This window comes from Pseudomonas sp. AC172 (assembly GCF_979258595.1).
The window spans coordinates 2171800-2196728 of record NZ_OZ409868.1; the positions used below are offsets into that span (position 1 = coordinate 2171800).

Here is a 24929-nt window from a genome sequence, read left to right on the forward strand (position 1 = left end):
AGGGACGTTTATGCAGAGAACTCTTATACAGCTCGGGCCGCGACACGTGCTCGGCTTCTGTTTAGCGTTAAGCGCTTTTGAACTTCTGACGTATATGGCCAGCGACTTGATCATGCCAGCCATGCTGAGCGTGACAACCGAACTTCACGCCGATGTGCGTCATGTGCCGAACGCCTTCAATCTTTATCTGATCGGCGGTGTCTGCCTGCAATGGCTGATTGGGCCGCTGTCCGATCAATGGGGGCGGCGGCGGGTATTGTTGATCGGCTGCGCATTGTTTGCGGCGGCCTGCGCGGGGGCATTCTTCACCCAAAGCATTGAAGCCTTCAATTTGCTGCGACTGCTGCAAGGCATGGGTCTTGGTTTTGTGGTTGCGGTCAGTTATCCGGCCCTTCAGGAAGTGTTCTGCGAGGCTGATGCGGTACGCTTGATGGCGCTGCTCGGCAATATCGCCCTGCTCTCACCGCTGGTGGGGCCGTTACTGGGCATTCTGTTGTTGCAATGGCTGTCCTGGCGCGAACTGTTTCTGGGATTGGCTTTCGCCGCATCAGTGGTCTGGCTGGGGCTTTTCGTCTGCATGCCGGAAACGGTCGGGGTCACTCGCCGTGATGGGCAAGTGCAGGCCGCCGTACGTTGCTCCTGGCGCCAGACCGGTCAACGCTACCGAGCCCTCTTGGGTAATCGTCGCTTCCTCGCTGCCAGTTTCGCACTGGGGCTCATGAGCCTGCCGCTGATCGCCTGGATCGGCCTGGCACCGCTGCTGCTCATTCAGCTGCTCGGGCTGACGCCGCTGCAATATGCCTTGTGGCAGATTCCGGTTTTTTCCGCCGTTATCACCGGCAATCTGATGCTCGACCGCTTGCTGGTTACGCACTCTTTATCCCGGCTGATCCGCTTGGCGCTCTGGCCTTTTTGTCTGGGGCTTGTGGCATTGATTGCCTGCGCGCTGTGCGGTGCTGGACTCGGCGCAGTGGTTGCCAGCCTGGCGTTGTACGCGGTCGGGCTGGGAATGAGCAACGCTGCGCTTTACCGGCTGGCGCTGTTTGCCAGCGCCGACAGCAAGGGCTTGGTCTCGGCGCTGGCCGGCATGATTTCGATTGCGGTCATGGGGCTCGGCGGCTCATTGATTGCCGCCATCGGCGGTGGCGCCCGCCTCGAGCTTTTCGCAATCTGCGCGGCCTTCAGCGGCCTGATGTGCCTGCCTCTGGTGCAGGGATTGTTGCAATCCACACCGTCCGACTCCGCTTCCACTCAATAAAGGAATGTTGAATGAACCACTTCCCCGCCAGCGATGCGCTTTGCGCGTTGCCAGCCCCCTATTGCCCGGATTCTGTGCCTGCGGGACTGTTCGACCAGGCCATGACCGAAATCAGTCGGTTTCATTGCCAGCACACCCCCGGCTACGAACATTGGCTGAACGCCAACGGCCTCGATGTGAAGGATCTGGACAGCCTCGATGACTGGTCCCGACTGCCGCCGATTCTGGCCAGTTTTTTCAAACAGCAACTGTTGCTCAGCCCGACCGGGGAGAATGCCCTGGAACTGACATCCTCCGGCACCAGTGGCCAAAAAAGCCGCATGCGCTATGACCAACGCAGCCTGTCGGCCGCGCAGTTCATGGTCGAGCAGATCTTTAGCCATTACGGCTGGAACACACCGGATAGGCCGTGCAACTACTTGCTGCTGAGCTACGAACCGCAAGGTGCGATCACACTGGGAACGTCCTATACCGACCAGTTCCTTTGCCGCTTTGCGCCCGTCAACCGAGTTGTCTACGCCTTGCGCTGCAACGGCGATGGCCACCAGTTCGATGTGTTCGGGGTCATCGCGGCCCTGCAATCGTTCGCCGAGGAAGGCCTGCCCGTGCGCATTTTCGGTTTCCCGGCGTTTCTTTGGCAGACCTTGCAGCATATGCAGGCCACAGGTGTGCCTGAGCTGAAACTGCCGGCCGATTCGCTAGTGTTCTTCGGCGGCGGCTGGAAAACACAGGCCCGCGAGGAAATTTCAAAACAACAACTGTATGGGCGCATCGCCCGACAACTGGGTATCGCAACGTCACGATGCCGCGACGGTTACGGCGCGGTCGAGCACGCGGTGCCTTACATCGAATGTGCCCACCATCATTTTCATGTGCCCGTTTACACCAAGGCTTACGTACGCAATCCGCAGGACTTCTCCGTTCAACCCTACGGCCAGCAAGGCTTGCTGGGGTTCGTTTCGCCCTATATTTCGTCCAGCCCGGCGCACGCCGTGGTGATGAGCGATCTGGCGACATTGCACCCCGCTTCGAGCTGTGACTGCGGCCTCGCCAGTGACTGGTTCGAACTGCATGGCCGCGCAGGCACCACGGTCGGCAGAAGCTGCGCGATGGCCGCGTCCGAATTACTGGGGAGGCACTGACATGTACCTGATCAACGGAGAACTGCACGCGGACGTCGACCTCGACAACGCACTGGCGCTGCTGCATCCGACCTTGCCACAACAGCTCAGTACGCCGCTGGACAGCGCCACCGTACTGACTGCCGCCGCACAGTTTGCCCAGCAATTGCAAAGTGCCGAACTGCCGCTGGATGAAGAACAACGCCAGGCCCTGATCGGCTTCTGTCAGCCCCATGCTCTGCAACTCAAGCTTGAGCGCGAACTGGGCGATCAGGCTGAATCGCTGCGACGTATCGATCATCAGCAATCGCGCTTTGAGCGCTGGAGTCCGCTGGGACTGGTGGTCCACATCACACCGGCCAACGCACCGCTACTGGCGTGTTGCGCGATCATTGAAAGCCTGTTGGCCGGCAACATCAATTGGTTACGTCCCAGCCGCAGCGACCAGGGCCTGACGGCGCGCTTGCTGCACGCGCTGGTGCAATGCGACCCAACCGGCCAGCTGCGCTATCACGTGGCCGTGCTGCCAGTGGCGACGGAACAAATCGGTCGTTTGTGCAACATGGCCAACGGCGTTTCGGCGTGGGGTGGCGAAGCGGCACTACAAGCGATCCGCCAACAGTTACCGCCCGGTTGTCGCTGGATCGACTGGGGGCACCGCATCAGTTTCGCCTACCTGACGCCGGATGCCGCCTCGTCGCAGGCACTGGACGCGTTGGTCGATGAGGTCTGCCGACTGGACCAGCAAGCCTGCTCCAGCCCGCAATGGTTGTTGGTCGACAGCGACGAACCCGCCGTTCTGCAAGCAATCGGCAGCGAATTGGCCAAGGCGTTCGAGCGCCGCGCCGGGCAATGGCCAGCGCTGATCCCCACGGCTCAGGAGGCCAGCGAGATCACCACCTGCACCCTGATGACGCGTCTGGGCGAGAGTTTTTCCGGGGTGACGGCGCAGGTCTGGAGCGCACCGGGATGGCGGGTGATCTGGAGCCACGACCAGTTACTCGCGCCCTCGCCGCTGTTTCGCACGGTGTTGCTCAAACCCCTGCCACGGGCGCGACTGACACAAACCCTGCTGCCCTGGCGCAACGTTTTACAGAGTTGTGCGCTGGCGTGCGGCGAAACGCACATCGGTGAACTGTCGCGTACGCTGATTGCAGCAGGTGTCAGCCGAATTGCGCCGATCAACGCCATTCACGACGGCTACGATGGCGAACCCCACGATGGCGTCTATGCCCTGCAGCGCCTGAGCCGGCGGGTGTCGGTCAGCGTTGCGCCGACGCATTTGCCCACCCACATGACCCTCGACCGGCCAACTGGCGCGCCGATGCTGACAGGCTTGCCAATCACCGACAAAAAAGCGTTTATCGCACGACCGACCACAGCGGCAGCGCAACTGTTTTTCCGCTCTGGCGGCAGCAGCGGCACACCGGCGCTGGCGGGTTATAGCTACCGCGATTTTCAACGACAAATGCGCGCAACGGCCGACGGGTTGTTTGCGGCAGGTCTCGACCCGAGCCGAGACAAGGTGATGAACCTGTTCTTCAGTGGCGGTTTGTACGGCGGCTTCTTCAGTTTTGCCAAAGTTCTGGAAATATTGGGCGCCCGCCACCTGCCAATGGGTGCTCCGGCCGACGATGACTACAGCGATATTGCGCAAGTCATCATCGAACAGCGCGTGACGGTACTGATCGGCATGCCCAGCACCCTGCATCGTTTGTTCCTCAACGAACAGCAGCGTCTGAGCCGTTATGGCGCCATCGAAAAAGTCTTTCTCGGCGGTGAACACATCAGTGATCAGTGCCGCGAACTGTTGCAGCGCTGTGGCGTTGCCAGCATCCGCTCGGCGGTGTACGGCAGTGTCGATGCCGGCCCCTTCGGGCATGCCTGCGCCGCGACCGGCGATGGCGTGTTTCATCTGATGGACGCGATCCAGCATCTGGAAATCGTCGCACTGGAAGAGGACGTACCGGTCGCTGGCGATGAAATTGGCCGTTTACTGTTCACCGCCAAAGCCCGCGAGGGCCAGCAGGTTCAGCGTTATGACGTCGGCGACACCGGGCGCTGGTTGCTCGGCGATTGCTCGTGCGGGCTGAGTTCCCCGCGTTTCGAACTGCTGCAGCGGCACGGCAAGCTCCTGCGTATCGGCAGCGATTTCATCTGCCTGAACCAGCTCGCCCTGCATCTGCAAGCACCGTTTCAGTTGCACCTCGATCACGCCCCTGACGGCCTCGAACGCCTGCTGATTCGCAGCCCCGGTGCCGCCGCAGACATCCTGCGCCGACTGGAAGGCTACGCGACGCTGGCGACCCTCGTGCGAACCGGGCTTCTCACCGTGCAAGCGCAAACCTGCGAGCCGCAACAGTTCGACAGAAACAGACACAGCGGAAAGATACCGCCCGTGGTCGACGCTCGCCGTTAAAGAGCCAGCATCGTCCCGTACCTGAACAACTAAAGAGAACACCATGAACATCACACTTGAACTGAACAAGTTGCTCGCCTTCGCCCGACAGCACTCAACTTATTACGCCAGTCATTTGCAAAACGTTGCGCCACAGATAACGACACTGGATGAACTTCCGCTGATCGACCCACAACAATACTGGGCAAGTAGCGAGAACCTGGAGCATTGGCCCGTTCTGACCTCAATGGTTGAACGTGCACTGCTGTTCAAGACCGGTGGAACAACCAGCGCCGGTAGACTTTCGGTGTTTACCCGCGAGGAGTGGCAGACACTTGTACGCGACTTCGGTCACCATCTGGCGAGCCAACTGAATCCGCGAGACCGGGTTGCAAATCTGTTTTTTGTCGGCGATCTGTATGCCAGTTTCATCTTTATCCACGATGCACTGGCGCACGAAACAGCGGGCGTCACCGAATACCCTTTTACCGGCGACGTCGACCCTGGTGTGCTGGCTGACGCCATCCGTCAGCACCGGATCAACGTATTGGCCGGCGTGCCTGCACAATTGCTGACATTCGCCAGCGTGCTGGAGCGCCAGGCGCAAAGTCTGGCCGAAGTCGAGACCGTGCTTTACGGCGGCGAAAGCCTGTTCGCCGGGCAACTGCAGATATTGCGCCGGGTATTCCCCAATGCGCGGTTCGCTTCCATCGGCTACGCCAGTGTCGACGCGGGGTTCATCGGCGCCACAAGCCGCGATTGTGCCTTTGGCGAACACCGCATGCTGGCCAGCCACAGCGTGCTGGAAATTATCGACGAGCACACCGGTGAAGTGATTGAGGAATGCGATCGTAGCGGACGGTTGGTGGTGACCAACCTCACCCGCCGGCTTATGCCGTTGATCCGTTACCCGGTGGGCGACCTCGCCTGCTGGCGAGAACCGGCCTCGACGGCCATGCGCAAGTTTGCCTTGTTGGGTCGTAGCGGGAGCAGTCAGCGCGTGCGGGTGAGCAGCCTGACCCTGCTGATGGAGGACATCGACAGAATCGTCCAGCGCACTACCTGCAACGACTGGCAACTGGTCATCAGCCAATCGGCGAACATCGACATCTTGCTTCTGAAGTGGGTGCCCGATGCGCTGAAACCCTTGACAGCTTGCGCCAACACAACATTGCACGGGGAATTGATCAAGCAATACCCGTTGATGACGCAACTCTGCGCGGATCGGTTAATCGAGTTGCAGATTACCCATTGCACAGCCGAAGAGCTCGCTCGCCATCCGCGCTCCGGCAAAAGCCAACGAGTCGTCGACCTGCGCAGTTACGCAACCCCACGTCCGGAGCAATGCCCATGGACAACGTGACGCTGCGCAGTTATCGCCGCTCCGACGCCGGAGCCGTCAGCCGTTTGTTCCGCGAAATCTATGGCGACCATTACGTGCAGCCCCACGTGTATTTGCCTTTGATGATCAACCAGAACCATGGCGATGGACGCTGGCATTCCCTGGTGGCGGAATCCGGCAAGAAAATCCTCGGTCACGCCACATTGTGCCGAAACTGCGGATCACACACAGCGGAACTGGCATTGAGCGTTGTCCATCCGTCGACTCGCGGGCAGAACATCGCCACCCAGTTAGGCATTCGGTTGTTGATCCATGCGCAAGCGTTGGGTTGCCACGGTGTGACCATCAAACAAGTGACACAGCACGCCTATACCCAACGCATGGCTGACCGGCTCGGCTTTTGCAGCAGTGGGTTGTTGCTCGACTATGTGCCCTCGCCGTTTGGCGAAGCACTGCCGGAGTCCATCGTCATCGGCTACACCCCTGTCGATGGTTACCGCCGCCCGCTCCCGACGTTGCCATGGCCGCAAAGCTGTCGCGAACTCATGGAGCATTTGTGCGAGGTGTACGGGGTGCAGGAAAAAGAACCACCTTGGGTGGGGCCGCCGATGCAGGTCGAACACTCTTTCGGGCGTTATGACTTGACGCTGAAAAAACTCGATAGCTCTTTACTTAAACAGCTACGACAACTGCCCGGACACTGGATGATCTCGATCAGACTCAGGCTGGCAACGGGTTTCGCCAGCGCCGTGGAAAGCTTCTCGGCGATGGGCTTTGTCTTCACCGGGATTGCCCCGAATGAACGTTGCGCGGGATGGCTGGCGTTGTTTCATCGTGGATATCAGCCGCGTACGCTGGAGTTGCGTTGCCCGCACATCCAGCGATTGCATGATCAGGCGCAACAACACATCACCCCGCGCGCCAGCGAGGCGTCGCCGCTGTCTTGAACCAAAAGTCTTTACCTCGACCAGCCCGTTCAAGCGTTGAACGGGCTACACCGGGTGGGCTCAAGCCTTGGCTTTGACGCCCTCGTCGACCGGTTTCGCGGCATTGCCTTCACCGTAGGTCTTGAGGTTCTGCAGAACATAGATCGCTTTCTTGAACTCGGGAATCAGGTTCTTGCCGTAGGCGTTGCCATTGAGCCCGTTGGTCTGGATGGCATCGAGTTGGGTGGCGAAATATTCCAGCGCATTGAATTTCGCATCGACATCGGTCGTCACGCCGAAACGGTCGAACTTGTCACCGGCGTTCATCAACGTAAACGAAGTGATCTCGGAGATCAGCCCGCGGCCACGCAGAAAAGCGCTCAGGTTACCCAGTTGTTTGACCGACACATTCGCAGGATCAAAACCCTTGATCTGCTTGCGCAAACCCTGCTTGTCCATTTCAGCAGTATTCAGTGCGTTGGGATCGTTGCCGACCATGGTCAGCATCTGCTGCACCTTGACGCTCTGGGCCACCTGTTTTTTTGCGCCGGTGTTTCGAACCAGAACCCCTGCCTTGCTCTCCCAACCACCGACAATACCGATCGTCATGAGAAGACTCCCTGTGAAATGACCATGAAAATATCCGTGCCAAGCACCATTAATGGGCGCGAGTATCGGCGGGCGAACTGATGGCACCAACCTCTTTCTGCACTTTTTTACAATTCTTGTACATTCTCGATACAAAAGCCCAACGCCCCGCAAATCGTGCCCCAGAGCTGTCATGACAATGAAATGAACATCGGGGTGACGCGCACTTGGGTGCGCTGATCTGCGTTTATGTATCGACCCTGATACTGACCAGTCATCGGCACCTGCACTTTTTAGGACGTGAGTACCTAAAGCTTCTCGCCACAACGACGATACGCTGTGGATACCCGCACTGTTTTACCCCCGCCCCCTAATAAGAAACGCTGCTCAAGGACCGGTCTCCATGCCCGCATTCCGCACTATTCAGGCTCGCTACACGCTGTTTCTGGTTCTGTTCATCCTGCTGTTGTCGGTGTTGACCGTTGTCGGCATCAGCCAACTGGTCGCCCCGAAACTGCGCCATACCGAAGAACAGGTAGTCCTCAACCGCATCGCCGAAGTGGCCGAGCAGATTCAGGGCGAGTTGAACAAAGTGCAGGCGCAACAGCGCAGCATCACCCAGACCATCCCGCTGCTCGACAGCGCCGCCATCGACACGGTGCTGCCAGGCCTGGTCGATCAGTACGGTGAGTTGAAGGTATTCGGTGGCGGGATCTGGCCGCTGCCGGGGCAGCGTGAAGCCGGGCGCAACAAATTCAGTACGTTCTGGCACCGCGACGCGTCAGGCAAACTGGCCGTGAATACGTTCTGGAACAGTGACGCGGCCCCCAACTATTACGACCAGAGCTGGTACAAGGGCGGCATGGCCACACCGCGCGGCCAATGTGCGTGGGCGGCAGCGTATAAAGATGACGCCAGCGCCGAACCGCGTACCAACTGCGCCATGGCCATCCAGAAAAACGGCAGCGCCTGGGGCGTTTCGACCATCGACGTCACCCTCGGTTTCTTCAACGATCTGGTGGCGCGCAAGGAAAAAGACCTCAACGCCGAGATGCTGATCATTGAGGCCGACGGCAAGATCATCAGTAACAGCTCGCGCATCAGTGGCCCGATCGTGCTGAAGAACATCAGCGAACTGGCCGGCACGTCGACCTTCGCCAGCCAGGTCAAAGCCGCGTTGCAGAACCGCGATCAGGCGCAACGCATCGAGTTCGACAACAACGGTGAAGCCAGCACTTTCTTCATGCGCCCGATTGAAGGCACGCCGTGGTTCCTCGCCAGCGCCCTGCCAACGAAAATGCTCACCGCCCAGCGTGATGACGTCCTCAGCACCCTGAGCCTGTTGCAGATTCCGCTGGTGATTCTGCTGGTGCTGTTGCAGGTCTACGCGATTCGCCAGTTGGTGCAGCGCATGAAAGCGTTGAAAGCCAACATCGATTTGCTGTCCAGCGGCGATGCCGACCTGACTCGCCGTATTACCATCCGCGCCGAAGATGAACTTGGCGCCATTGGCCATTCGGTCAACACCTTTATTGCCTACCTGCAAAACATGATCGGCGAAGTTACCCAGGCCACCGGCGCCATGGCTTCCAGCCTCGACAACCTGCAACGCACTTCGGCGCACACCAGCCAGATCCTGCTGCGCCACGCCTCGGAAACCGATCAGACCGTTACCGCCATCACCGAGATGAGTTCGACGGCAGAAAGCGTGGCGCAGAATGCAGCCGAAACCGCCGCGTTCACCCAGCGCGCCAACGAAAACGCCGACCGTTCGCGTGTGGTGGTGGGCGAAGCCACCAACAGTGTCGTGGCGCTGATCGATGAAGTGGCCAGCGCGACGCACAAAGTCGAAAACATGCAACAGGATGCCCAGCGCATCACCGAGATTCTCGGGGTGATCGGCGCGATTGCCGGGCAGACCAATCTGTTGGCGCTCAACGCTGCCATCGAAGCCGCGCGCGCCGGTGAACAGGGCCGCGGTTTTGCCGTGGTTGCTGATGAAGTTCGTGCCCTCGCCGCGCGCACCCAGGCCAGCACTTCGGAAATCAACGAGATGTTGACGCGTCTGACGCAAGGCGTGAGCTCGTCGGTCAGCGCCATGGAGAACACCCAGGCCAGTTGCCAGTCGGCTGCCGACGCGACTGCACGGGTCAATTCGGGTCTGGATGAAATGGCCGGCTCGGTCAGCCACATCAACAGCCTCAGCACGCAGATCGCCACCGCCGCCGAGCAGCAAAGCGCCGTGACCGAAGAGATCAACCGCAGCATGGTGCAAATCCGCCACATGGTGGATGAGCTGGTGCAGAGCGGCAAAGCCAGCGAGCTCAACACCCACCAGTTACTTGAGGCCAACAGCCGGGTGAGCGCGATCATGGGGCGCTTCAAAGTGCGCTGATCTCTGCTTCCCACAAGGGTTTCTGCCCAACAGATAACCCTTGTGGGAGCGAGCTTGCTCGCGAAAGCAATCGGCCAGTCGCTGCTTCAGTGTCTGAATGACCGCATTCGCGAGCAAGCTCGCTCCCACAGATTCACACCATCGCCAGATGTGGCCACCTGACAAATTTGTCATCTCACGCTCAGCAACCTGTCAGCATTGATCTACGATCATCCTGCCAATCCCCTTTGCAACAACTGGAAACATTGCGTTGATGCCCGGCGGAAAAAACCGGTCAAAATGCCTGCTTTCCGATCGTCACCCGAGCCGAGAATCCGTTATGCGAACCCATCTGCGTCTGGTCGCCCTGAGCGCCCTGTTCCTTTCTTCCCTGGCGCAAGCCGCCGACCTGATCCCGATCGAAGTCCATCGTGACGCCAATTGCGGTTGCTGCAAAAAATGGATCAGCCACCTCGAAGCCAACGGTTTCAAAGTCGAAGACCACGTCGAAAGCGACATGAGCAGCTTCAAGCAGCAACATGGCGTGCCGCCGCGTCTGGCGTCGTGCCACACCGCGATCATCAACGGCAAATTCGTCGAAGGCCACGTGCCGGCGGAGCAGGTCCTGGCCCTGAGCAAGCGTGACGATCTGCTCGGCGTGGCTGCTCCAGGTATGCCGATGGGTTCGCCGGGCATGGAAATGGACGGCATGAGCGATGCTTATCAAGTGATCGGCCTGAAAAAGGACGGCGCTGATGTGGTGGTGGCGGACTACCCGGCCCATTGATCGGCGCCGCTTACTTCGGGCTGTTCTTTGCCGCGTTCGGTGCGGCCACCTTGTTGCCGTTGCAGTCCGAGGCATTGCTGGTCGGTTTGCTCATCAGCGAGCGTTACTGGCTGTGGGGTCTGCTGGCCGTGGCAACGCTGGGCAACGTACTCGGTTCGCTGGTCAACTGGTGGCTGGGCCGCGGCATCGAGCGCTTTCAGGATCGCCGCTGGTTTCCGGTCAGCCCCGCGCACATGGCCAAGGCGCGCAAACACTATGAGCGCTACGGGCATTGGTCGCTGCTGCTGAGTTGGTTGCCGGTCATTGGCGACCCGCTCACGCTGGTTGCTGGCGTCATGCGCGAACCGCTCGGGCGCTTCCTGTTGATTGTCACCCTGGCCAAAGGTGCCCGTTATGGCGTGCTGACCATGCTGACGCTGGGCTGGCTGGGTTGAACGTTCGGGCGCGCGCATTGCCTGTGTTTAACGTCGGCATAATCCAGCCGTTCCAGCATCGGCTGATTTCAAACGGAGTTTGACCTAATGTCTGTCACGTTTTCCCGTTGGCTCCCCTCCCTGCTCCTCTGCGCCGCTTTGCCCCTGTCAGCTCAGGCTGTCACGACCGGCGAAGCCGCGCCGGAAGGCCCGGCATACGGCCCGGAACTGCAAGGTTTCGAGTACCCCTACACGCTTAAACACTTTGCGTTTCAGTCTCAGGGCAAATCCCTGCAAATGGGTTACATGGACGTCGCCGCCCACGGCAAGGCCAATGGCCGCACCGTGGTGCTGATGCACGGCAAGAATTTTTGCGCAGCGACCTGGGACAGTTCGATCAAGGCCTTGAGCGAGTCCGGTTACCGGGTGATCGCGCCGGATCAGATCGGCTTCTGCACCTCCAGCAAACCTGACAACTATCAGTACAGCTTTCAGCAACTGGCGACCAACACTCAGCAGTTGCTCAAAGCGCTGGGCATTCAGAAAGCCACGTTGCTCGGCCATTCCACCGGCGGCATGCTCGCCACCCGTTATGCCTTGCTGTTCCCGGAACAGGTCGAGCAGTTGGCACTTGTCAACCCGATCGGTCTGGAAGACTGGAAAGCCCTCGGCGTACCGTATCGCACGGTAGATCAGTGGTATCAACGTGAGCTGAAAGTCAGCGCCCAAGGCATTCGTGATTACGAACGCACCACTTACTACGACGGCCGCTGGAAACCGGAATTCGACCGTTGGGTGGACATGCTCGCCGGCCTGAGCAAAGGCCCGGGCAAGACGCAAGTGGCGTGGAACTCGGCGCTGATCTACGACATGATTTTCACCCAGCCGGTGTACTACGAGTTCAAGGACTTGAAGATGCCGACCCTGCTGCTGATCGGCACCTCCGACACCACAGCCATCGGCAAGGATCTCGCGCCACCTGAGGTGAAAGCGAAAATCGGCCACTATGAGGTGCTCGGCAAACATGTGGCCAAGCTGATCCCGCAGTCGACGCTGGTGGAATTTCCCGGCATGGGCCACGCGCCGCAAATGGAAGAACCGGCGCAGTTCCACAAGGCGTTGCTTGGCTGGCTGAATACAACCAATCCCGTTCGTTGAAGAGGTAAGGCTGATGGCGGTGCAGATTGCAGTGATCGATGACTGGCAGGACGTGGCTCGCGATGTGGTCGACTGGTCAATGCTCGATAGCCTCGGTGAAGTGACGTTCGAGCATGATTACCCGGCCGACAACGCAACACTGGCCGAGCGGCTGGGCCGCTATCAGGTGATTTGCGTGATGCGCGAACGCACGCGATTCGACGAAGACCTGCTCAAGCGCCTGCCCAACCTTGAACTGCTGGTCACCGGCGGCATGCGCAACGCCGCGCTGGACATGCGAGCGGCGGCAAAACTCGGGATCAAGGTCTGCGGCACTGACAGTTACAAGCACGCCGCGCCGGAATTGACGTGGGCGCTGATCATGGCGGCGACACGCAATCTGGTGAAAGAAGCCAACGCCCTGCGCACCGGCCAGTGGCAGCAAGGGCTGGGCGGTGACTTGCATGGCAAGACCCTCGGGATTCTCGGTCTGGGCAGCATCGGCCAACGTGTGGCGCAGTTTGGCCAGGTGTTCGGCATGAAGGTGATCGCCTGGAGCGAAAACCTCACGGCCGAACGGGCTGAACAGGTTGGCGTTACGTACGTGAGCAAACAGGCACTGTTCGAGCAGGCCGATGTGTTGTCGGTGCATCTGGTGCTCAGCGAGCGCAGTCGCGGGCTGGTCGATGCGCAGGCGCTGGGCTGGATGAAGCCGACGGCACTGCTGGTCAACACTGCACGCGGGCCGATTGTCGATGAAGCGGCGCTGATCAAGGCTTTGCAGAAGCAGCACATCGCCGGGGCGGCGCTGGATGTGTTCGAGCAGGAACCACTGCCGTCGATGCACCCGTTTCGCACACTCGACAATGTGCTGGCGACGCCGCATGTGGGCTATGTCAGTCGGCAGAACTATGAGCAGTTCTTTTCGCAGATGATCGAGGATATTCAGGGATGGGCGGCTGGGGAGCCGATTCGCCTGCTGAACTGAGATTTCCCATCATTGCGCTGGTGTAGCGACCACTGCCTTCGCGAGCAAGCTCGCTCCCACATTGGATCTGTGCCAGGAACAGATTTTCTGTCCACTGAAGATCTCCTGTGGGAGCGAGCTTGCTCGCGAAGAGGCATTCACAGTCACCCTTTCAACAAACTGCCCGCACCACAACAGTGCGCCCGCGCTGCCCGCTAGCACAAAGTCGTGACTACCCAGTCACCGTTTTAGCCCTTCCCCAAAGAAAAACCTGCACTTCGTCGGTGCGTTTACCCTTCCAGACCACGACTTCCGTTAACGGCAAACCGATTGTCGAACAATTTACCCATTTGCTCTGGCCCGCTCTAGGATCTGGCCTAGACTGGTTTTTTCGGGGTACGACCTGTCGGTCACATTGCGGAAAAAAACTCGAAACTTTTGCATTGCGCGGCGGGTCATCAGAAAGACAGGGCCAAAGCGACTGGTGCAATCCTTGCAACGGCCCGATCACCCATTCTGCTTGCGCGTGTTGGGTAGCGTTTGCTCACCGATGCGTGGCGCGTTTGCGCCCGGCCACAGGACTTGGCCATGGACATCGCTTGTTCAAGACAAGAATCAGATCAACGAGACGGGAGATTCATATGATCAGTGCGGCATTGGATATTCAGGGAGAGCGTGCTCAGCAGGCGGTTGGAGAATCGAGCACCGTCAGTGTTCCCGGCAGCCGACAGATCAACGTCCCAGGCACCAAAACGCTGACTCCGGTAGCGAGCCAGAACCCCAACAAGAAAAAAGTGTTGTTCGTCACCTCGGAAATCGCCGACCTGGTCAAGACCGGCGGCCTGGGTGACGTCTCCGCTGCTCTGCCCCGGGCCATGGCCCATCTGCACGACGTGCGCGTGTTGATCCCCGGTTACCCGCAGGTGATGCACAGCGAAAACCCGATCCACATCATTGGCGAACTGGGCGGCCATGCGGCTCTGCCACCGTGCAAGATCGGCCGTATGGACATGCCGGACGGTCTGGTCATCTACGTGTTGATCTGCCCTGAACTTTACGAGCGCGAAGGCTCGCCTTACGGCGCCAACAACGGTCGCGACTGGCCAGACAACCACATTCGTTTCGCTCGTCTGGGCCTGGCCGCTGCCGACATCGCCGCCAACCTTGCACAAATTCACTGGTGCCCGGATCTGGTGCACGCCCATGACTGGCCGGCCGGTCTCGCCCCTGCCTATATGCACTGGCGCGGGCAGCGCACACCGACCCTGTTCACCATTCACAACCTCGCTTATCAGGGTGTGACCAGCCTCGGCTCCTGCCCTGAACTGGGGATTCCCACCCATGCCCTGCAACAGGAAGGCATGGAGTTCTACGGCAAGATGTCGTTCCTCAAGGCCGGCATGGCCTATTCGAGTCACATCACCACGGTCAGCGCCACATACGCGCAGGAAATCACCACCCCGGATTTTGGCTGCGGCCTCGACGGCTTTCTCGCCGCCAAGACCCAGCAAGGCTTGCTCAGCGGCATTCCCAACGGCATCGATGAGAGCTGGGACGCTGCCACCGATCCGCACTTGTTTGCGCCGTTTGCCATTGGCGACTGGGAAGGCAAAGCGGTCAATGCCGCGCATGTGCGTGAGCTATTTGAATTGAATGACTCAGAAGGCCCGCTGTTCGCCGTGGTGTCGCGACTGGTCTATCAGAAAGGTCTGGACCTGACGATCGCGGTATCCGAGTACATCGTGCAGAACGGTGGCCAGATCGCGATCATCGGTCGTGGCGAGCCGGAAGAAGAACAAGCCATGCGCGAACTGGCGCTGCGCTTTCCCGGGCAGATCGGTGTGCGCATCGGCTTCAACGAAACCGACGCTCGGCGGATGTTCGCTGGCAGCGATTTCCTGCTGATGCCCTCGCGCTACGAGCCTTGCGGTTTAAGCCAGATGTACGCCCAGCGTTTCGGCTCTCTGCCCGTGGCGCGCAATACCGGCGGGCTGGCCGACACCATTGAAAACGGCGTCACCGGTTTCCTCTTTGATGAATCCACTGCCGAGAGCTATCAGGAAGCCCTGAGCCGCGCGTTCAAGGTGTTCGCCTTTCCGGAACTGCTCAATGCCATGCGTTGCCGGGCAATGGCGGCGCCGTTCAACTGGTGCAAAGCGGTTGAACCGTACGCCGAACTCTACGAACAACTGGTCGCCAAGGCGCTGGGTAAAGCTCACCACAAATAACCAGGGAGGTTCACCACGATGCCGTTACGGTCTACTGAAACCTGGCCCCACGGCGCGATCATGCTGGACGCCGAACACACGCAGTTTGCGCTATGGGCGCCGGATGCGTTTTACGTCAGTGTCGAACTTGAAAACGGCCAGTCGCTGCCAATGCTGCCTCAGACAGACGGCTGGTTTGTGATCAAGACCCGCTGTCCGGCGGGCACTCGCTACCGCTATAACATCGACGGCGAACTGGAGGTGCCCGACCCGGCCTCCAGAGCGCAGGATGGCGACCTCGACCGACACAGCGTGGTGGTCGATCCGCTGGCCTATCAATGGCGCCACACTGCCTGGCACGGTCGGCCGTGGAGCGAAGCGGTGATCTACGAGTTGCACGTCGGTGCGCTCGGTGGCTTCGCTGAAGTCGAACAACATCTGGCGCGCCTTGCAGGCCTGGGCATCACCGCCATCGAACTGATGCCGCTGGCGCAGTTCCCCGGCGAACGCAATTGGGGCTACGACGGTGTTTTGCCCTACGCACCGCAAGCCTCTTACGGCACGCCGGAACAACTCAAACACCTGATCGACAGCGCCCACGGCCACGGTCTGGCGGTCATTCTTGACGTGGTCTACAACCACTTCGGCCCGGACGGCAATTACCTGCATCGTTACGCCAAAGGCTTTTTCCGCGAGGACAAACACACGCCGTGGGGCGCCGCGATCGATTTTCGCCGTAGCGAAGTGCGCGAGTTCTTCATCGAAAACGCGCTGATGTGGTTGCTCGAATACCGCTTCGACGGCCTGCGCCTGGACGCGGTGCATGCCATTGAAGACCCGGATTTCCTCACCGAGATGGCCCAGCGCATCCGCGCGCAGATCGACCCGAGTCGGCATGTCTGGCTGACCGTGGAAAACGAACTCAACCAGTCGAGCCTGTTGGAATACGACTACGACGCGCAGTGGAACGACGACGGCCATAACGCCCTGCACGTTCTGCTCACCGGCGAAACCGATGCCTATTACGCCGACTACGCCGCGCAACCCACCGAACAATTGGTGCGCTGCCTCAGTCAGGGGTTTGTCTTCCAGGGGCACATCACCCGTCACGGCGAACCTCGCGGCGAGCCCAGCGAACACCTGCCATCCACCGCATTCGTGCTGTTCTTGCAGAACCACGATCAGATCGGCAACCGTGCGTTCGGCGAGCGCCTGCATCATCTGGCCGATCCGCGTGCCGTGCAGGCAGCGACCGTGCTGTTGCTGCTGTCACCGATGATTCCGCTGATGTTCATGGGCGATGAGTTCGCAGCCGAACAGCCTTTCCTGTTTTTCACCAGTCACCACGGCGAACTGGCGAAACTGGTGCGTGAGGGTCGACGCAATGAATTCGCCGCGTTCAGTGCCTTCGCCGATCCGCACAAACGTGAGCAGATTCCCGATCCGAATGGCGAAAAAACCTTCCACGCCTCACAGCCAAGGTTGATTGGCAATGGCAGCGCAAAACAGCAAGAAACCCTCGCGCTGTACCAGAAGCTGCTGCAATTTCGCCATCAATACATCATTCCCCATCTGTCCGGCACGCAAGCGCTCGGCGCCCATATGCTCGGTTATGGCGCGGTCAGCGCACGCTGGCGGCTGGGCAATGGCAGTGAGCTGCGAATTGACCTGAACCTCAGCGACACGCCAGTGGTCAACCCTCCACAGACCGAAACCGTGTGGCTGTTTCAACAGCCGCCCACCGCCGATCTGTCGGAATCGGGCGAACTGCCCGCGTATTGCGCGCTTGTCAGCCTCACGGCCGCAACCCCTTTGCAACCTCTGAATGGAGAGCGCCTATGAGCGATGCGCAACTGGAAATTCTTGCAAGCCGTGCCGGCCTCGCCGTCGACTGGATCGACGCCAACGGCCGCCCACAGAAAGTCGCCCCGGCGGTGCTGCGCAATGTCCTGATCGGCCTCGGTCACCCGGCCAGCACGGCGCAGGAAATCGACGCCAGCCTGTTGGAACTGCAAGCCGTACAACAAGACCGCCACTTGCCACCACTGTTGACCGCCGATGTCGGCGTTGGCGTGGATCTGGCGCGTTATTTTTCGCCTGAAACCCCCTGCGAAATCCACCTTGAAGACGGTTCACGCCTGAACCTCAAACTGGATAGCGAAGCGGTATTGCCGGGCCTGATCCCGGTCGGTTATCAGCAAGTGCACATTGGCGATCAATACTTCACCCTCGCCGTCGCCCCGGAGCGCTGCTTCAGCGTCGGCGATGCGGTCGACAATCCAATCCCGCGTGCCTGGGGCCTGAGCGTGCAGTTGTATTCCCTGCGCCGGCCCGGCGACTGTGGTTTCGGCGACACTCAAGCGCTGGAAGAACTGGTTCGCGTGGCCGGTGAGCGCGGCGCCGAGGCCTTGGCGATCAGCCCGCTGCACGCCATGTTCAGCGCCGATACCGGCCGTTATAGCCCTTATTCGCCCTCCAGCCGACTGTTTCTCAATTCCCTGTATGCCTCCCCCGGGGCGATTCTCGGCGAGCGCGCCTTGCGTGATGCGATCGATGCGGCCGGCCTGGCCGAGCAGTTCGCGCAACTGGAAGACCTGACACTGATCGACTGGCCGAGCGCCGCCGACGCCAAGCAAAAACTCTTGCAAGCCTTGTATGAAGGATTCGTCGCCGGCGACCACCCGCTGCACCCGGACTTCGCCAGTTTCCGTCACGCCGGTGGCGAAGCACTGGAAAATCACTGCCGTTTCGAAGCGATTCAGGAAATGCGTGCCGCCCGTGGCGAGAACCTCGATTGGCGGCAATGGCCGGAACACTGGCACGACCCACGCGGCGCGGCGCTCGAAGCCTTTGCCGAGGAGTACGCCGAACGCATCGGCTATTTCGCTTTCTGCCAATGGCTGATCCACCGTTGTCTGGAACGCGCACAAACCGCCGCACGCAGCGCCGGCATGGGCATTGGACTGATCGCCGATCTGGCGGTGGGCGCCGATGGCGCTGGCAGTCAGGCCTGGAGTTTTCAGGATGAACTGCTCGCCTCACTGACGGTCGGCGCACCGCCGGACATTCTCAATCGCTCGGGTCAGGGCTGGGGCATTTCCGCGTTCTCGCCGGAAGGCCTGATCCGCAATGGTTTTCGCGCTTTCATCGACATGCTGCGCGCCAACTTCGCCCACGCCGGTGGTTTGCGCATCGACCATGTCATGGGCCTGCAACGCTTGTGGGTGATCCCCAACGGCGCCGCACCGGCCGATGGCGCGTACCTGTATTACCCGGTCGATGACTTGCTGCGCTTGCTCACCCTCGAATCCCATCGTCATCAGGCGATCGTCCTCGGCGAAGACCTTGGCACAGTGCCTGACGGCCTGCGCGAAAAGCTCATCGCCCGCTCGATGCTCGGCATGCGCGTGCTCTTGTTCGAACAGGACAACACCCATTTCAAACCAATCCTCGACTGGCCGGACAACGCACTGGCGACCACCAGCACCCACGACTTGCCGACACTCAACGGCTGGTGGCATGGCCGCGACATCGACTGGAACGCACGGTTGGGTTTTGTCGATGCCAACGGTGAAATCGAATGGCGCCAACATCGTCAGCGTGAACGTGAAGGCCTGCGCAGTGCCTTGAGTCAGGACCCGCAAAACTTTCGCGAGGAATCCCACGAGGCCGATCAAGTGGTCGATGCCGCCGTGCGTTTCCTCGGCCACACCCGCGCACCGCTGGTGCTGTTGCCGCTGGAAGATGCGCTGGGCATCAACGAACAAGCGAATCTGCCGGGCACCATCGACACCCATCCGAACTGGTCACGGCGTTTGCCCGGCACCAGTGAGGCGTTGCTCGACGGCGCGGATGCGGCGCGACGCCTGGAGTTACTCGCGTGCGCGCGTCTTCAGGCTGCCGAGCGTGACCAATGAATCAAGCGCTCATTCAGCCCCTGCGCGCGACGTTGCGCCTGCAATTTCATAAAGGCTTTACCCTTGAACAAGCCGTGCCACTGGTGCCTTACTTTGCCCGGCTCGGCATCAGCCATATTTACGCCTCGCCATTGCTCGCGGCGCGGGCCGGTTCCATGCACGGTTACGACGTGGTCGACCCGACCCAAGTCAACCCGGAACTCGGTGGCGAGCCAGCGTTAAGGCGTTTGGTCAGCACCCTGCGCGAACACAACATGGGCCTGATCCTCGACATCGTCTCCAACCACATGGCCGTCGGCGGCAACGACAACCCGTGGTGGCTCGACCTGCTGGAATGGGGGCGACTGAGCCCTTACGGCGAGTTCTTCGATATTCAGTGGCACTCGCCCGATCCGTTGATGGAAGGCCAATTGCTCCTGCCATTTCTTGGCAGTGATTACGGCGTGGCGTTGCAGGAAGGCACGCTGAAGCTGCTGTTCAAGGCAAACACCGGCAGCTTTTACGTCGAGCACTACGATCATCATTTCCCGATCTGCCCGAGTGATTACGGTGAGATCCTCAAACATCAAGAGACGCTGAAATCCCTCGCTGACCGGTTCAGCACGCTCAGTTATCAGACCGACGCACATTCGCTGGCGATGCCACTGAAGGAAGAGCTGCGCGAACTGGCGAGCGATCCGCAAACGCTTGAAGCGATTCAAAGCAACCTGCAGCATTTCGACTCAACGACCGAAGCAGGCTTCCAGGCGCTGCATCAGTTGCTCGAGCGCCAAAGCTATCGCCTCGCCAGTTGGCGCACCGCAGCGGATGACATCAACTGGCGGCGCTTTTTCGATATCAACGAACTCGGCGGCTTGCGTGTCGAACGTCCGGCGGTGTTCGAAGCCACCCACAGCAAAATCTTCCAGTTGATCGCCGAGGGGTTGGTTGATGGCGTGCGCATCGATCACATCGACGGCCTCGCCGACCCACGTGGTTATTGCCGCAAATTGCGCCGCCGCGTCGATCTGCTGGCACCCGGCAGGCACTTGCCGATCTACGTCGAAAAGATCCTCGGCGCCGGCGAAACCCTGCGCCGCGACTGGGCGGTGGACGGCACCACCGGTTATGAATTCATGAACCAGCTGTCGCTGCTGCAACACGACCCGGACGGCGAATTTGTCCTCGGTGACCTCTGGCAACGGCGCACCGAACGCCCGGCCGCATTCATCGAAGAAGCGCAACTGGCGCGTCAGCAGATCCTCAACGGCTCGCTGGCCAGTGATTGCGAAAGCGTCGCCCAGGCCCTGCTGCAAGTGGCTCGCGATGACCTGATGACCCGCGATTTGACCCTCGGCGCCATCCGCCGAGTATTGCAGGCGCTGATCGTGCACTTCCCGGTGTACCGCACTTACATCAGCGCGATGGGTCGCTCCGAGCAGGACGAGGTGTTTTTCCAGCAGGCCATGGACGGGGCCCGGCAAACGCTGAGCGAAGCCGATTGGCCGGTGCTCGACTGTGTCTCTGCGTGGCTCGGTGGCACGCCGTGGCGAGGCAAACCGCGTGGCCGCTCACGCAAGATTCTCAAGCATGCCTGCGTACGCTTTCAGCAACTGACCTCACCGGCAGCGGCCAAAGCTGTGGAAGACACCGCGCTGTATCGCTCGGCGGTGCTGCTGTCGCGCAACGACGTCGGCTACAACACCGAGCAGTTCAGCGCCCCGGTCAGCGACTTTCATGCGGTCAATCTACAGCGCCTCACCGAGTTCCCCGACAACTTGCTCGCCACCGCGACCCACGACCACAAACGCGGCGAAGACACCCGCGCGCGTCTGGCCGTGCTCAGTGAACGCAGTCATTGGTACGCGGAGCAGATCGAACTGTGGCGCGCCCTCGCCCGCCCCGTTCGGGTTGACGATCAGATGCCGTCGAGCGGCGATGAGCTGATCCTCTATCAAGCGTTGCTCGGCAGTTGGCCGCTGCAATTGCGCGATGACGATCAGGCAGGTGCAGCCGACTACGCCAAACGTATCTGGCAATGGCAGCAGAAAGCCCTGCGTGAGGCCAAGCTGCAAAGCAGCTGGAGTGCGCCGAACGAAGCCTATGAAAACGCCGCACAGGCGTTCACCGAAAAACTGCTCACCGGTGAAGAAGGTGAACTGCTGCGCGCCGCGCTGAGCAAGACCGTCAACAGCATTGCCGCCGCCGGCGCCCTCAATGGATTGGCGCAAACCTTGCTGCGCATGACCGTGCCGGGGGTGCCGGATCTGTATCAGGGCAATGAGTTCTGGGACTTCAGCCTGGTCGATCCGGACAATCGCCGGCCGGTGGATTACGCCGCACGTGAACACGCTTTGCAGAAGCCATTGCCACCTGTGGAGTTGCTCGCGAACTGGCGTGACGGACGCATCAAGCAAGCCTTGATCGCCGAAGTGCTGAACCTGCGTGTCGAGCATGCCGAGCTGTTTCGCCGGGGCAGCTACCAGGCCCTGGAAGTGCTCGGCAGTCAGGCGCACAACGTGCTCGCGTTTGCCCGTGAGCACGAGGGGAAGCAGGCCATCGTGATCGTGCCGGTCCGTTGCGCAACCCTGCTGGAAAACGGTGCTGTACCTCAGGTCGATGCGCTGCGCTGGGGCGATACGCGAGTGGTTTTACCGTTCGCCGCCTCTGCGACAAACCTGAAGGGACTTTTTTCAAGCGCAGCAGTCACAAAAAACAGGGAGCTGAATATCAGCGACGCGCTGGGGGATGTCCCGGTCAATCTCTTTATCCAACACTTAACACAAGCATGAGTTCAGTTCAGGAGCATTGCGATGAGTACCGACGATAAACGCATCCGCGAATTCGCCTATCAAATCTGGGAATCGGAAGGCCAACCGGAAGGTCAGGACGCGCGCCACTGGGAGATGGCGCGCAAACTGGCTGAAGCTGAGGCGCTGGCGCCGAAGAAGCCACCGAAAGCGGCTGGCAGCAAAACCGCTGGCAAGACGGCCGAGGTCAAAGCGCCGGCCGCTAAACCGAAACCGGCGGCCAAGGCCAAATCGGCCAGCGCCGCTAAAGTGATTCCCCCGGGCGAAAAACCCGCTGAGAAAAAGCCGCGAGCGCCGAAGAAGCCTTCGGCGATCTGACGCTCTAACCGGATTATTGAACTGGAATGAATGTGTGGCGGGTTCGCTCGCCACCGAGGGCTGACTCGCCCTCAAGAAAGCACACCCATCCCTGTGGGAGCGAGCTTGCTCGCGAAGGCGGAGTGTCAGTCGACTGCAATGTTGAATGTCAGATCGCATTCGCGAGCAAGCTCGCTCCCACAGGGTCCGGTGTTAACCGAACTACCCCGTTTTTTGCAGGAGCAATCATGACCCGTCCAAAGAAAGCCGAGCCCACCGCGCACGCCGAGCCGTCGAGAATCCGTGAAGGCCTGCCCTTCCCGCTCGGTGCGACCTGGGATGGGCTGGGGGTGAACTTTGCCCTGTTCTCCGCCAACGCCACCAAAGTCGAACTGTGCATCTTCGACGATGCCGGCGAAGTTGAACTCGAACGCATCGAACTGCCGGAATACACCGATGAGATCTACCACGGCTATCTACCCGATGCGCACCCGGGGCTGATTTACGGCTACCGCGTCTACGGCCCGTATGACCCGGCCAACGGTCACCGCTTCAACCACCACAAATTGCTCATCGACCCGTACGCCAAGCAACTGGTCGGCGAACTGAAATGGTCGGAAGCGCTGTTCGGCTACACCATCGGCCATCCCGACGCTGACCTCAGCTTCGATGAACGCGACAGCGCGCCGTTTGTGCCCAAATGCAAGGTCATCGACCCGGCGCATACCTGGGGTAACGACCATCGCGTCAGCGTGCCGTGGGACAAAACCATCATTTACGAAACCCACGTACGCGGCATCAGCATGCGTCACCCGTCGGTGCCGGAAAACGTGCGTGGCACCTTTGCCGGTTTGATGAATGACGATGTGCTCAAACATATTCGCAACGTCGGCGTTTCGTCGGTAGAGCTGCTGCCGATCCATGCCTTCGTCAACGACCAGCATTTGCTGCACAAAGGCATGACCAACTACTGGGGCTACAACAGCATCGCCTTCTTCGCCCCGGACCCGCGCTATCTGGCCAGCGGCAAGATCGCCGAGTTCAAGGAGATGGTCGCGCATCTGCATGAAGCCAATCTCGAAGTGATTCTCGACGTGGTCTACAACCACACCGCCGAGGGCAACGAGCAAGGCCCGACCCTGTCGATGCGCGGCATCGACAACGCCTCGTACTACCGCTTGATGCCCGACGACAAGCGCTTCTACATCAACGATTCCGGCACCGGCAACACTCTCGATCTGAGCCACCCGTGCGTGCTGCAAATGGTCACCGACTCGTTGCGCTACTGGGCCAGCGAGATGCACGTCGACGGCTTCCGCTTCGACCTGGCGACCATTCTCGGCCGTTATCACGACGGTTTCGACGAGCGTCACAGCTTCCTCGTCGCCTGCCGTCAGGACCCGGTGCTGCGTCAGGTGAAAATGATCGCCGAGCCGTGGGACTGCGGCCCCGGTGGCTACCAGGTCGGCAACTTTCCGCCGGGTTGGGTCGAGTGGAACGACAAGTTCCGCGATACCGTGCGCGCATTCTGGAAAGGTGACGACGGTCAGGTTGCCGACTTCGCCAGTCGCATGACCGCCTCGGGCGAGATGTTCAACCAGCGCGGGCGGCGGCCCTATTCGTCGGTGAACTTCATCACCGCCCACGACGGTTTCACCCTCAACGATCTGGTCTCGTACAACGACAAGCACAACGAAGCCAACGACGAGAACAATCAGGACGGCAGTAACAACAATTTGTCGTGGAACCACGGCGTCGAAGGTCCGACCGACGATCCCGAGATCAATGCGCTGCGCCATCGGCAGATGCGCAATTTCTTCGCCACCCTGCTGCTCGCACAGGGCACGCCGATGATCGTCGCCGGCGATGAATTCGCCCGCACCCAGGACGGCAACAACAACGCCTACTGCCAGGACAGTGAGATCGGTTGGGTCAACTGGGACCTGAGCGAGGACGGCAAGGCACTGCTCAAGTTCGTCAAACGCCTGATCAAGCTGCGTCTGGCCTATCCGATCCTGCGCCGTGGACGTTTTCTGGTCGGCGAGTACAACGAGGACATCGGCGTCAAGGACGTCACCTGGCTGGCACCTGACGCCACCGAGATGACCACCGAACATTGGCACGATGCGCACAACCGTTGCCTGGGCATGTTGCTCGACGGCCGCGCGCAGGAAACCGGGATTCGCCGCAAAGGTGCGGATGCGACCTTGCTGCTGGTGGTCAACGCCCATCACGACATTGTCAATTTCACCCTGCCGGAAGTGCCGGAAGGCAGCTTCTGGACGTGCATGATCGACACCAATCAGCCGTCGATTCGTGGCCAGGAACGCTTCGATTTCGGCCACGAATACTCGGTCACCGGGCGCTCGCTGCTGCTGTTCGAACTGCAACGTGATGAAGAAGATTGA

At 60.3% G+C, this 24929-nt stretch carries 16 protein-coding genes and 2 pseudogenes; 17 read left to right on the forward strand and 1 reads right to left on the reverse strand.

The window, feature by feature from the left end; all coding sequences use genetic code 11:
- Positions 1-10 precede the first annotated feature (10 nt).
- The 5 genes from ACZ0A4_RS09640 to ACZ0A4_RS09660 are packed head-to-tail and all read left to right on the forward strand — an operon-like array spanning position 11 to position 7066.
- Entirely contained in the window at positions 11-1258 is a 1248-nt protein-coding gene (locus tag ACZ0A4_RS09640) for an MFS transporter (protein WP_463574331.1), read from the forward strand.
- Positions 1259-1269: 11 nt separating this feature from the next.
- On the forward strand, positions 1270-2400 hold the full coding sequence (locus ACZ0A4_RS09645) for a LuxE/PaaK family acyltransferase (protein ID WP_463574332.1): 1131 nt from the start codon (positions 1270-1272) through the stop codon (positions 2398-2400).
- A gap of 1 nt (position 2401) precedes the next feature.
- Positions 2402-4798 carry an aldehyde dehydrogenase family protein gene (locus tag ACZ0A4_RS09650; protein ID WP_463574333.1) on the forward strand — a complete coding sequence of 799 codons (2397 nt, stop codon included), beginning with the start codon at positions 2402-2404 and terminating at the stop codon, positions 4796-4798.
- Positions 4799-4841: 43 nt separating this feature from the next.
- Positions 4842-6140: an AMP-binding protein gene (locus ACZ0A4_RS09655; protein WP_463574334.1), complete on the forward strand. Its 1299-nt coding sequence runs from the start codon at positions 4842-4844 to the stop codon at positions 6138-6140.
- Complete coding sequence (locus ACZ0A4_RS09660) at positions 6128-7066, forward strand: GNAT family N-acetyltransferase (RefSeq protein ID WP_463574335.1); 939 nt, start codon at positions 6128-6130, stop codon at positions 7064-7066. The genes ACZ0A4_RS09655 and ACZ0A4_RS09660 overlap by 13 nt, the downstream gene beginning before the upstream one ends.
- 60 nt (positions 7067-7126) lie before the next feature.
- On the opposite strand, the gene ACZ0A4_RS09665 is transcribed toward ACZ0A4_RS09660, so the two are convergent.
- Positions 7127-7654 (reverse strand): hypothetical protein, encoded by a 528-nt coding sequence (locus ACZ0A4_RS09665; RefSeq protein WP_141129313.1) that lies wholly within the window; start codon positions 7652-7654, stop codon positions 7127-7129.
- A 382-nt stretch (positions 7655-8036) separates the two neighbouring features.
- Between ACZ0A4_RS09665 and ACZ0A4_RS09670 the strand changes: the two are divergent.
- From ACZ0A4_RS09670 to glgX, 12 genes and pseudogenes are all read left to right on the forward strand, one after another.
- Positions 8037-9167, forward strand: a pseudogene (locus ACZ0A4_RS09670) (HAMP domain-containing protein); the annotation flags it as partial.
- A 333-nt stretch (positions 9168-9500) separates the two neighbouring features.
- Positions 9501-10028 (forward strand): annotated as a pseudogene (locus ACZ0A4_RS09675) (methyl-accepting chemotaxis protein); the annotation flags it as partial.
- A gap of 319 nt (positions 10029-10347) precedes the next feature.
- A complete protein-coding gene (locus tag ACZ0A4_RS09680) occupies positions 10348-10794 on the forward strand; it encodes a DUF411 domain-containing protein (RefSeq protein WP_463574336.1) in 447 nt (148 codons plus the stop codon).
- A complete protein-coding gene (locus ACZ0A4_RS09685; protein WP_463577522.1) occupies positions 10794-11228 on the forward strand; it encodes a YqaA family protein in 435 nt (144 codons plus the stop codon). Before ACZ0A4_RS09680 ends, ACZ0A4_RS09685 begins: the two co-directional genes overlap by 1 nt.
- Positions 11229-11315: 87 nt before the next feature.
- On the forward strand, positions 11316-12365 hold the full coding sequence (locus ACZ0A4_RS09690; RefSeq protein ID WP_463574337.1) for an alpha/beta fold hydrolase: 1050 nt from the start codon (positions 11316-11318) through the stop codon (positions 12363-12365).
- A 13-nt stretch (positions 12366-12378) separates the two neighbouring features.
- On the forward strand, positions 12379-13332 hold the full coding sequence (locus ACZ0A4_RS09695; protein ID WP_463574338.1) for a D-2-hydroxyacid dehydrogenase family protein: 954 nt from the start codon (positions 12379-12381) through the stop codon (positions 13330-13332).
- A 620-nt stretch (positions 13333-13952) separates the two neighbouring features.
- Complete coding sequence (gene glgA, locus ACZ0A4_RS09700) at positions 13953-15539, forward strand: glycogen synthase GlgA (protein WP_463574340.1); 1587 nt, start codon at positions 13953-13955, stop codon at positions 15537-15539.
- Between the two features lie 18 nt (positions 15540-15557).
- Complete coding sequence (gene treZ, locus ACZ0A4_RS09705) at positions 15558-17360, forward strand: malto-oligosyltrehalose trehalohydrolase (protein ID WP_463574341.1); 1803 nt, start codon at positions 15558-15560, stop codon at positions 17358-17360.
- Positions 17357-19435 carry a 4-alpha-glucanotransferase gene (gene malQ, locus ACZ0A4_RS09710; RefSeq protein ID WP_463574343.1) on the forward strand — a complete coding sequence of 693 codons (2079 nt, stop codon included), beginning with the start codon at positions 17357-17359 and terminating at the stop codon, positions 19433-19435. The genes treZ and malQ overlap by 4 nt, the downstream gene beginning before the upstream one ends.
- Positions 19432-22206 (forward strand): malto-oligosyltrehalose synthase, encoded by a 2775-nt coding sequence (locus ACZ0A4_RS09715; RefSeq protein WP_463574345.1) that lies wholly within the window; start codon positions 19432-19434, stop codon positions 22204-22206. The genes malQ and ACZ0A4_RS09715 overlap by 4 nt, the downstream gene beginning before the upstream one ends.
- A 21-nt stretch (positions 22207-22227) precedes the next feature.
- Complete coding sequence (locus ACZ0A4_RS09720; RefSeq protein ID WP_463574346.1) at positions 22228-22542, forward strand: DUF2934 domain-containing protein; 315 nt, start codon at positions 22228-22230, stop codon at positions 22540-22542.
- A gap of 227 nt (positions 22543-22769) precedes the next feature.
- Positions 22770-24929 (forward strand): glycogen debranching protein GlgX, encoded by a 2160-nt coding sequence (gene glgX, locus ACZ0A4_RS09725; protein WP_463574347.1) that lies wholly within the window; start codon positions 22770-22772, stop codon positions 24927-24929.

Bases quoted from the DNA above. Each gene is read 5' to 3' on its own strand.
- ACZ0A4_RS09640 (WP_463574331.1), top strand. From the start codon at position 11: ATGCAGAGAACTCTTATACAGCTCGGGCCGCGACACGTGCTCGGCTTC.
- ACZ0A4_RS09645 (WP_463574332.1), top strand. From the start codon at position 1,270: ATGAACCACTTCCCCGCCAGCGATGCGCTTTGCGCGTTGCCAGCCCCC.
- ACZ0A4_RS09650 (WP_463574333.1), top strand. From the start codon at position 2,402: ATGTACCTGATCAACGGAGAACTGCACGCGGACGTCGACCTCGACAAC.
- ACZ0A4_RS09655 (WP_463574334.1), top strand. From the start codon at position 4,842: ATGAACATCACACTTGAACTGAACAAGTTGCTCGCCTTCGCCCGACAG.
- ACZ0A4_RS09660 (WP_463574335.1), top strand. From the start codon at position 6,128: ATGGACAACGTGACGCTGCGCAGTTATCGCCGCTCCGACGCCGGAGCC.
- ACZ0A4_RS09665 (WP_141129313.1), bottom strand. From the start codon at position 7,654: ATGACGATCGGTATTGTCGGTGGTTGGGAGAGCAAGGCAGGGGTTCTG.
- ACZ0A4_RS09680 (WP_463574336.1), top strand. From the start codon at position 10,348: ATGCGAACCCATCTGCGTCTGGTCGCCCTGAGCGCCCTGTTCCTTTCT.
- ACZ0A4_RS09690 (WP_463574337.1), top strand. From the start codon at position 11,316: ATGTCTGTCACGTTTTCCCGTTGGCTCCCCTCCCTGCTCCTCTGCGCC.
- ACZ0A4_RS09695 (WP_463574338.1), top strand. From the start codon at position 12,379: ATGGCGGTGCAGATTGCAGTGATCGATGACTGGCAGGACGTGGCTCGC.
- glgA (WP_463574340.1), top strand. From the start codon at position 13,953: ATGATCAGTGCGGCATTGGATATTCAGGGAGAGCGTGCTCAGCAGGCG.
- treZ (WP_463574341.1), top strand. From the start codon at position 15,558: ATGCCGTTACGGTCTACTGAAACCTGGCCCCACGGCGCGATCATGCTG.
- malQ (WP_463574343.1), top strand. From the start codon at position 17,357: ATGAGCGATGCGCAACTGGAAATTCTTGCAAGCCGTGCCGGCCTCGCC.
- ACZ0A4_RS09715 (WP_463574345.1), top strand. From the start codon at position 19,432: ATGAATCAAGCGCTCATTCAGCCCCTGCGCGCGACGTTGCGCCTGCAA.
- ACZ0A4_RS09720 (WP_463574346.1), top strand. From the start codon at position 22,228: ATGAGTACCGACGATAAACGCATCCGCGAATTCGCCTATCAAATCTGG.
- glgX (WP_463574347.1), top strand. From the start codon at position 22,770: ATGACCCGTCCAAAGAAAGCCGAGCCCACCGCGCACGCCGAGCCGTCG.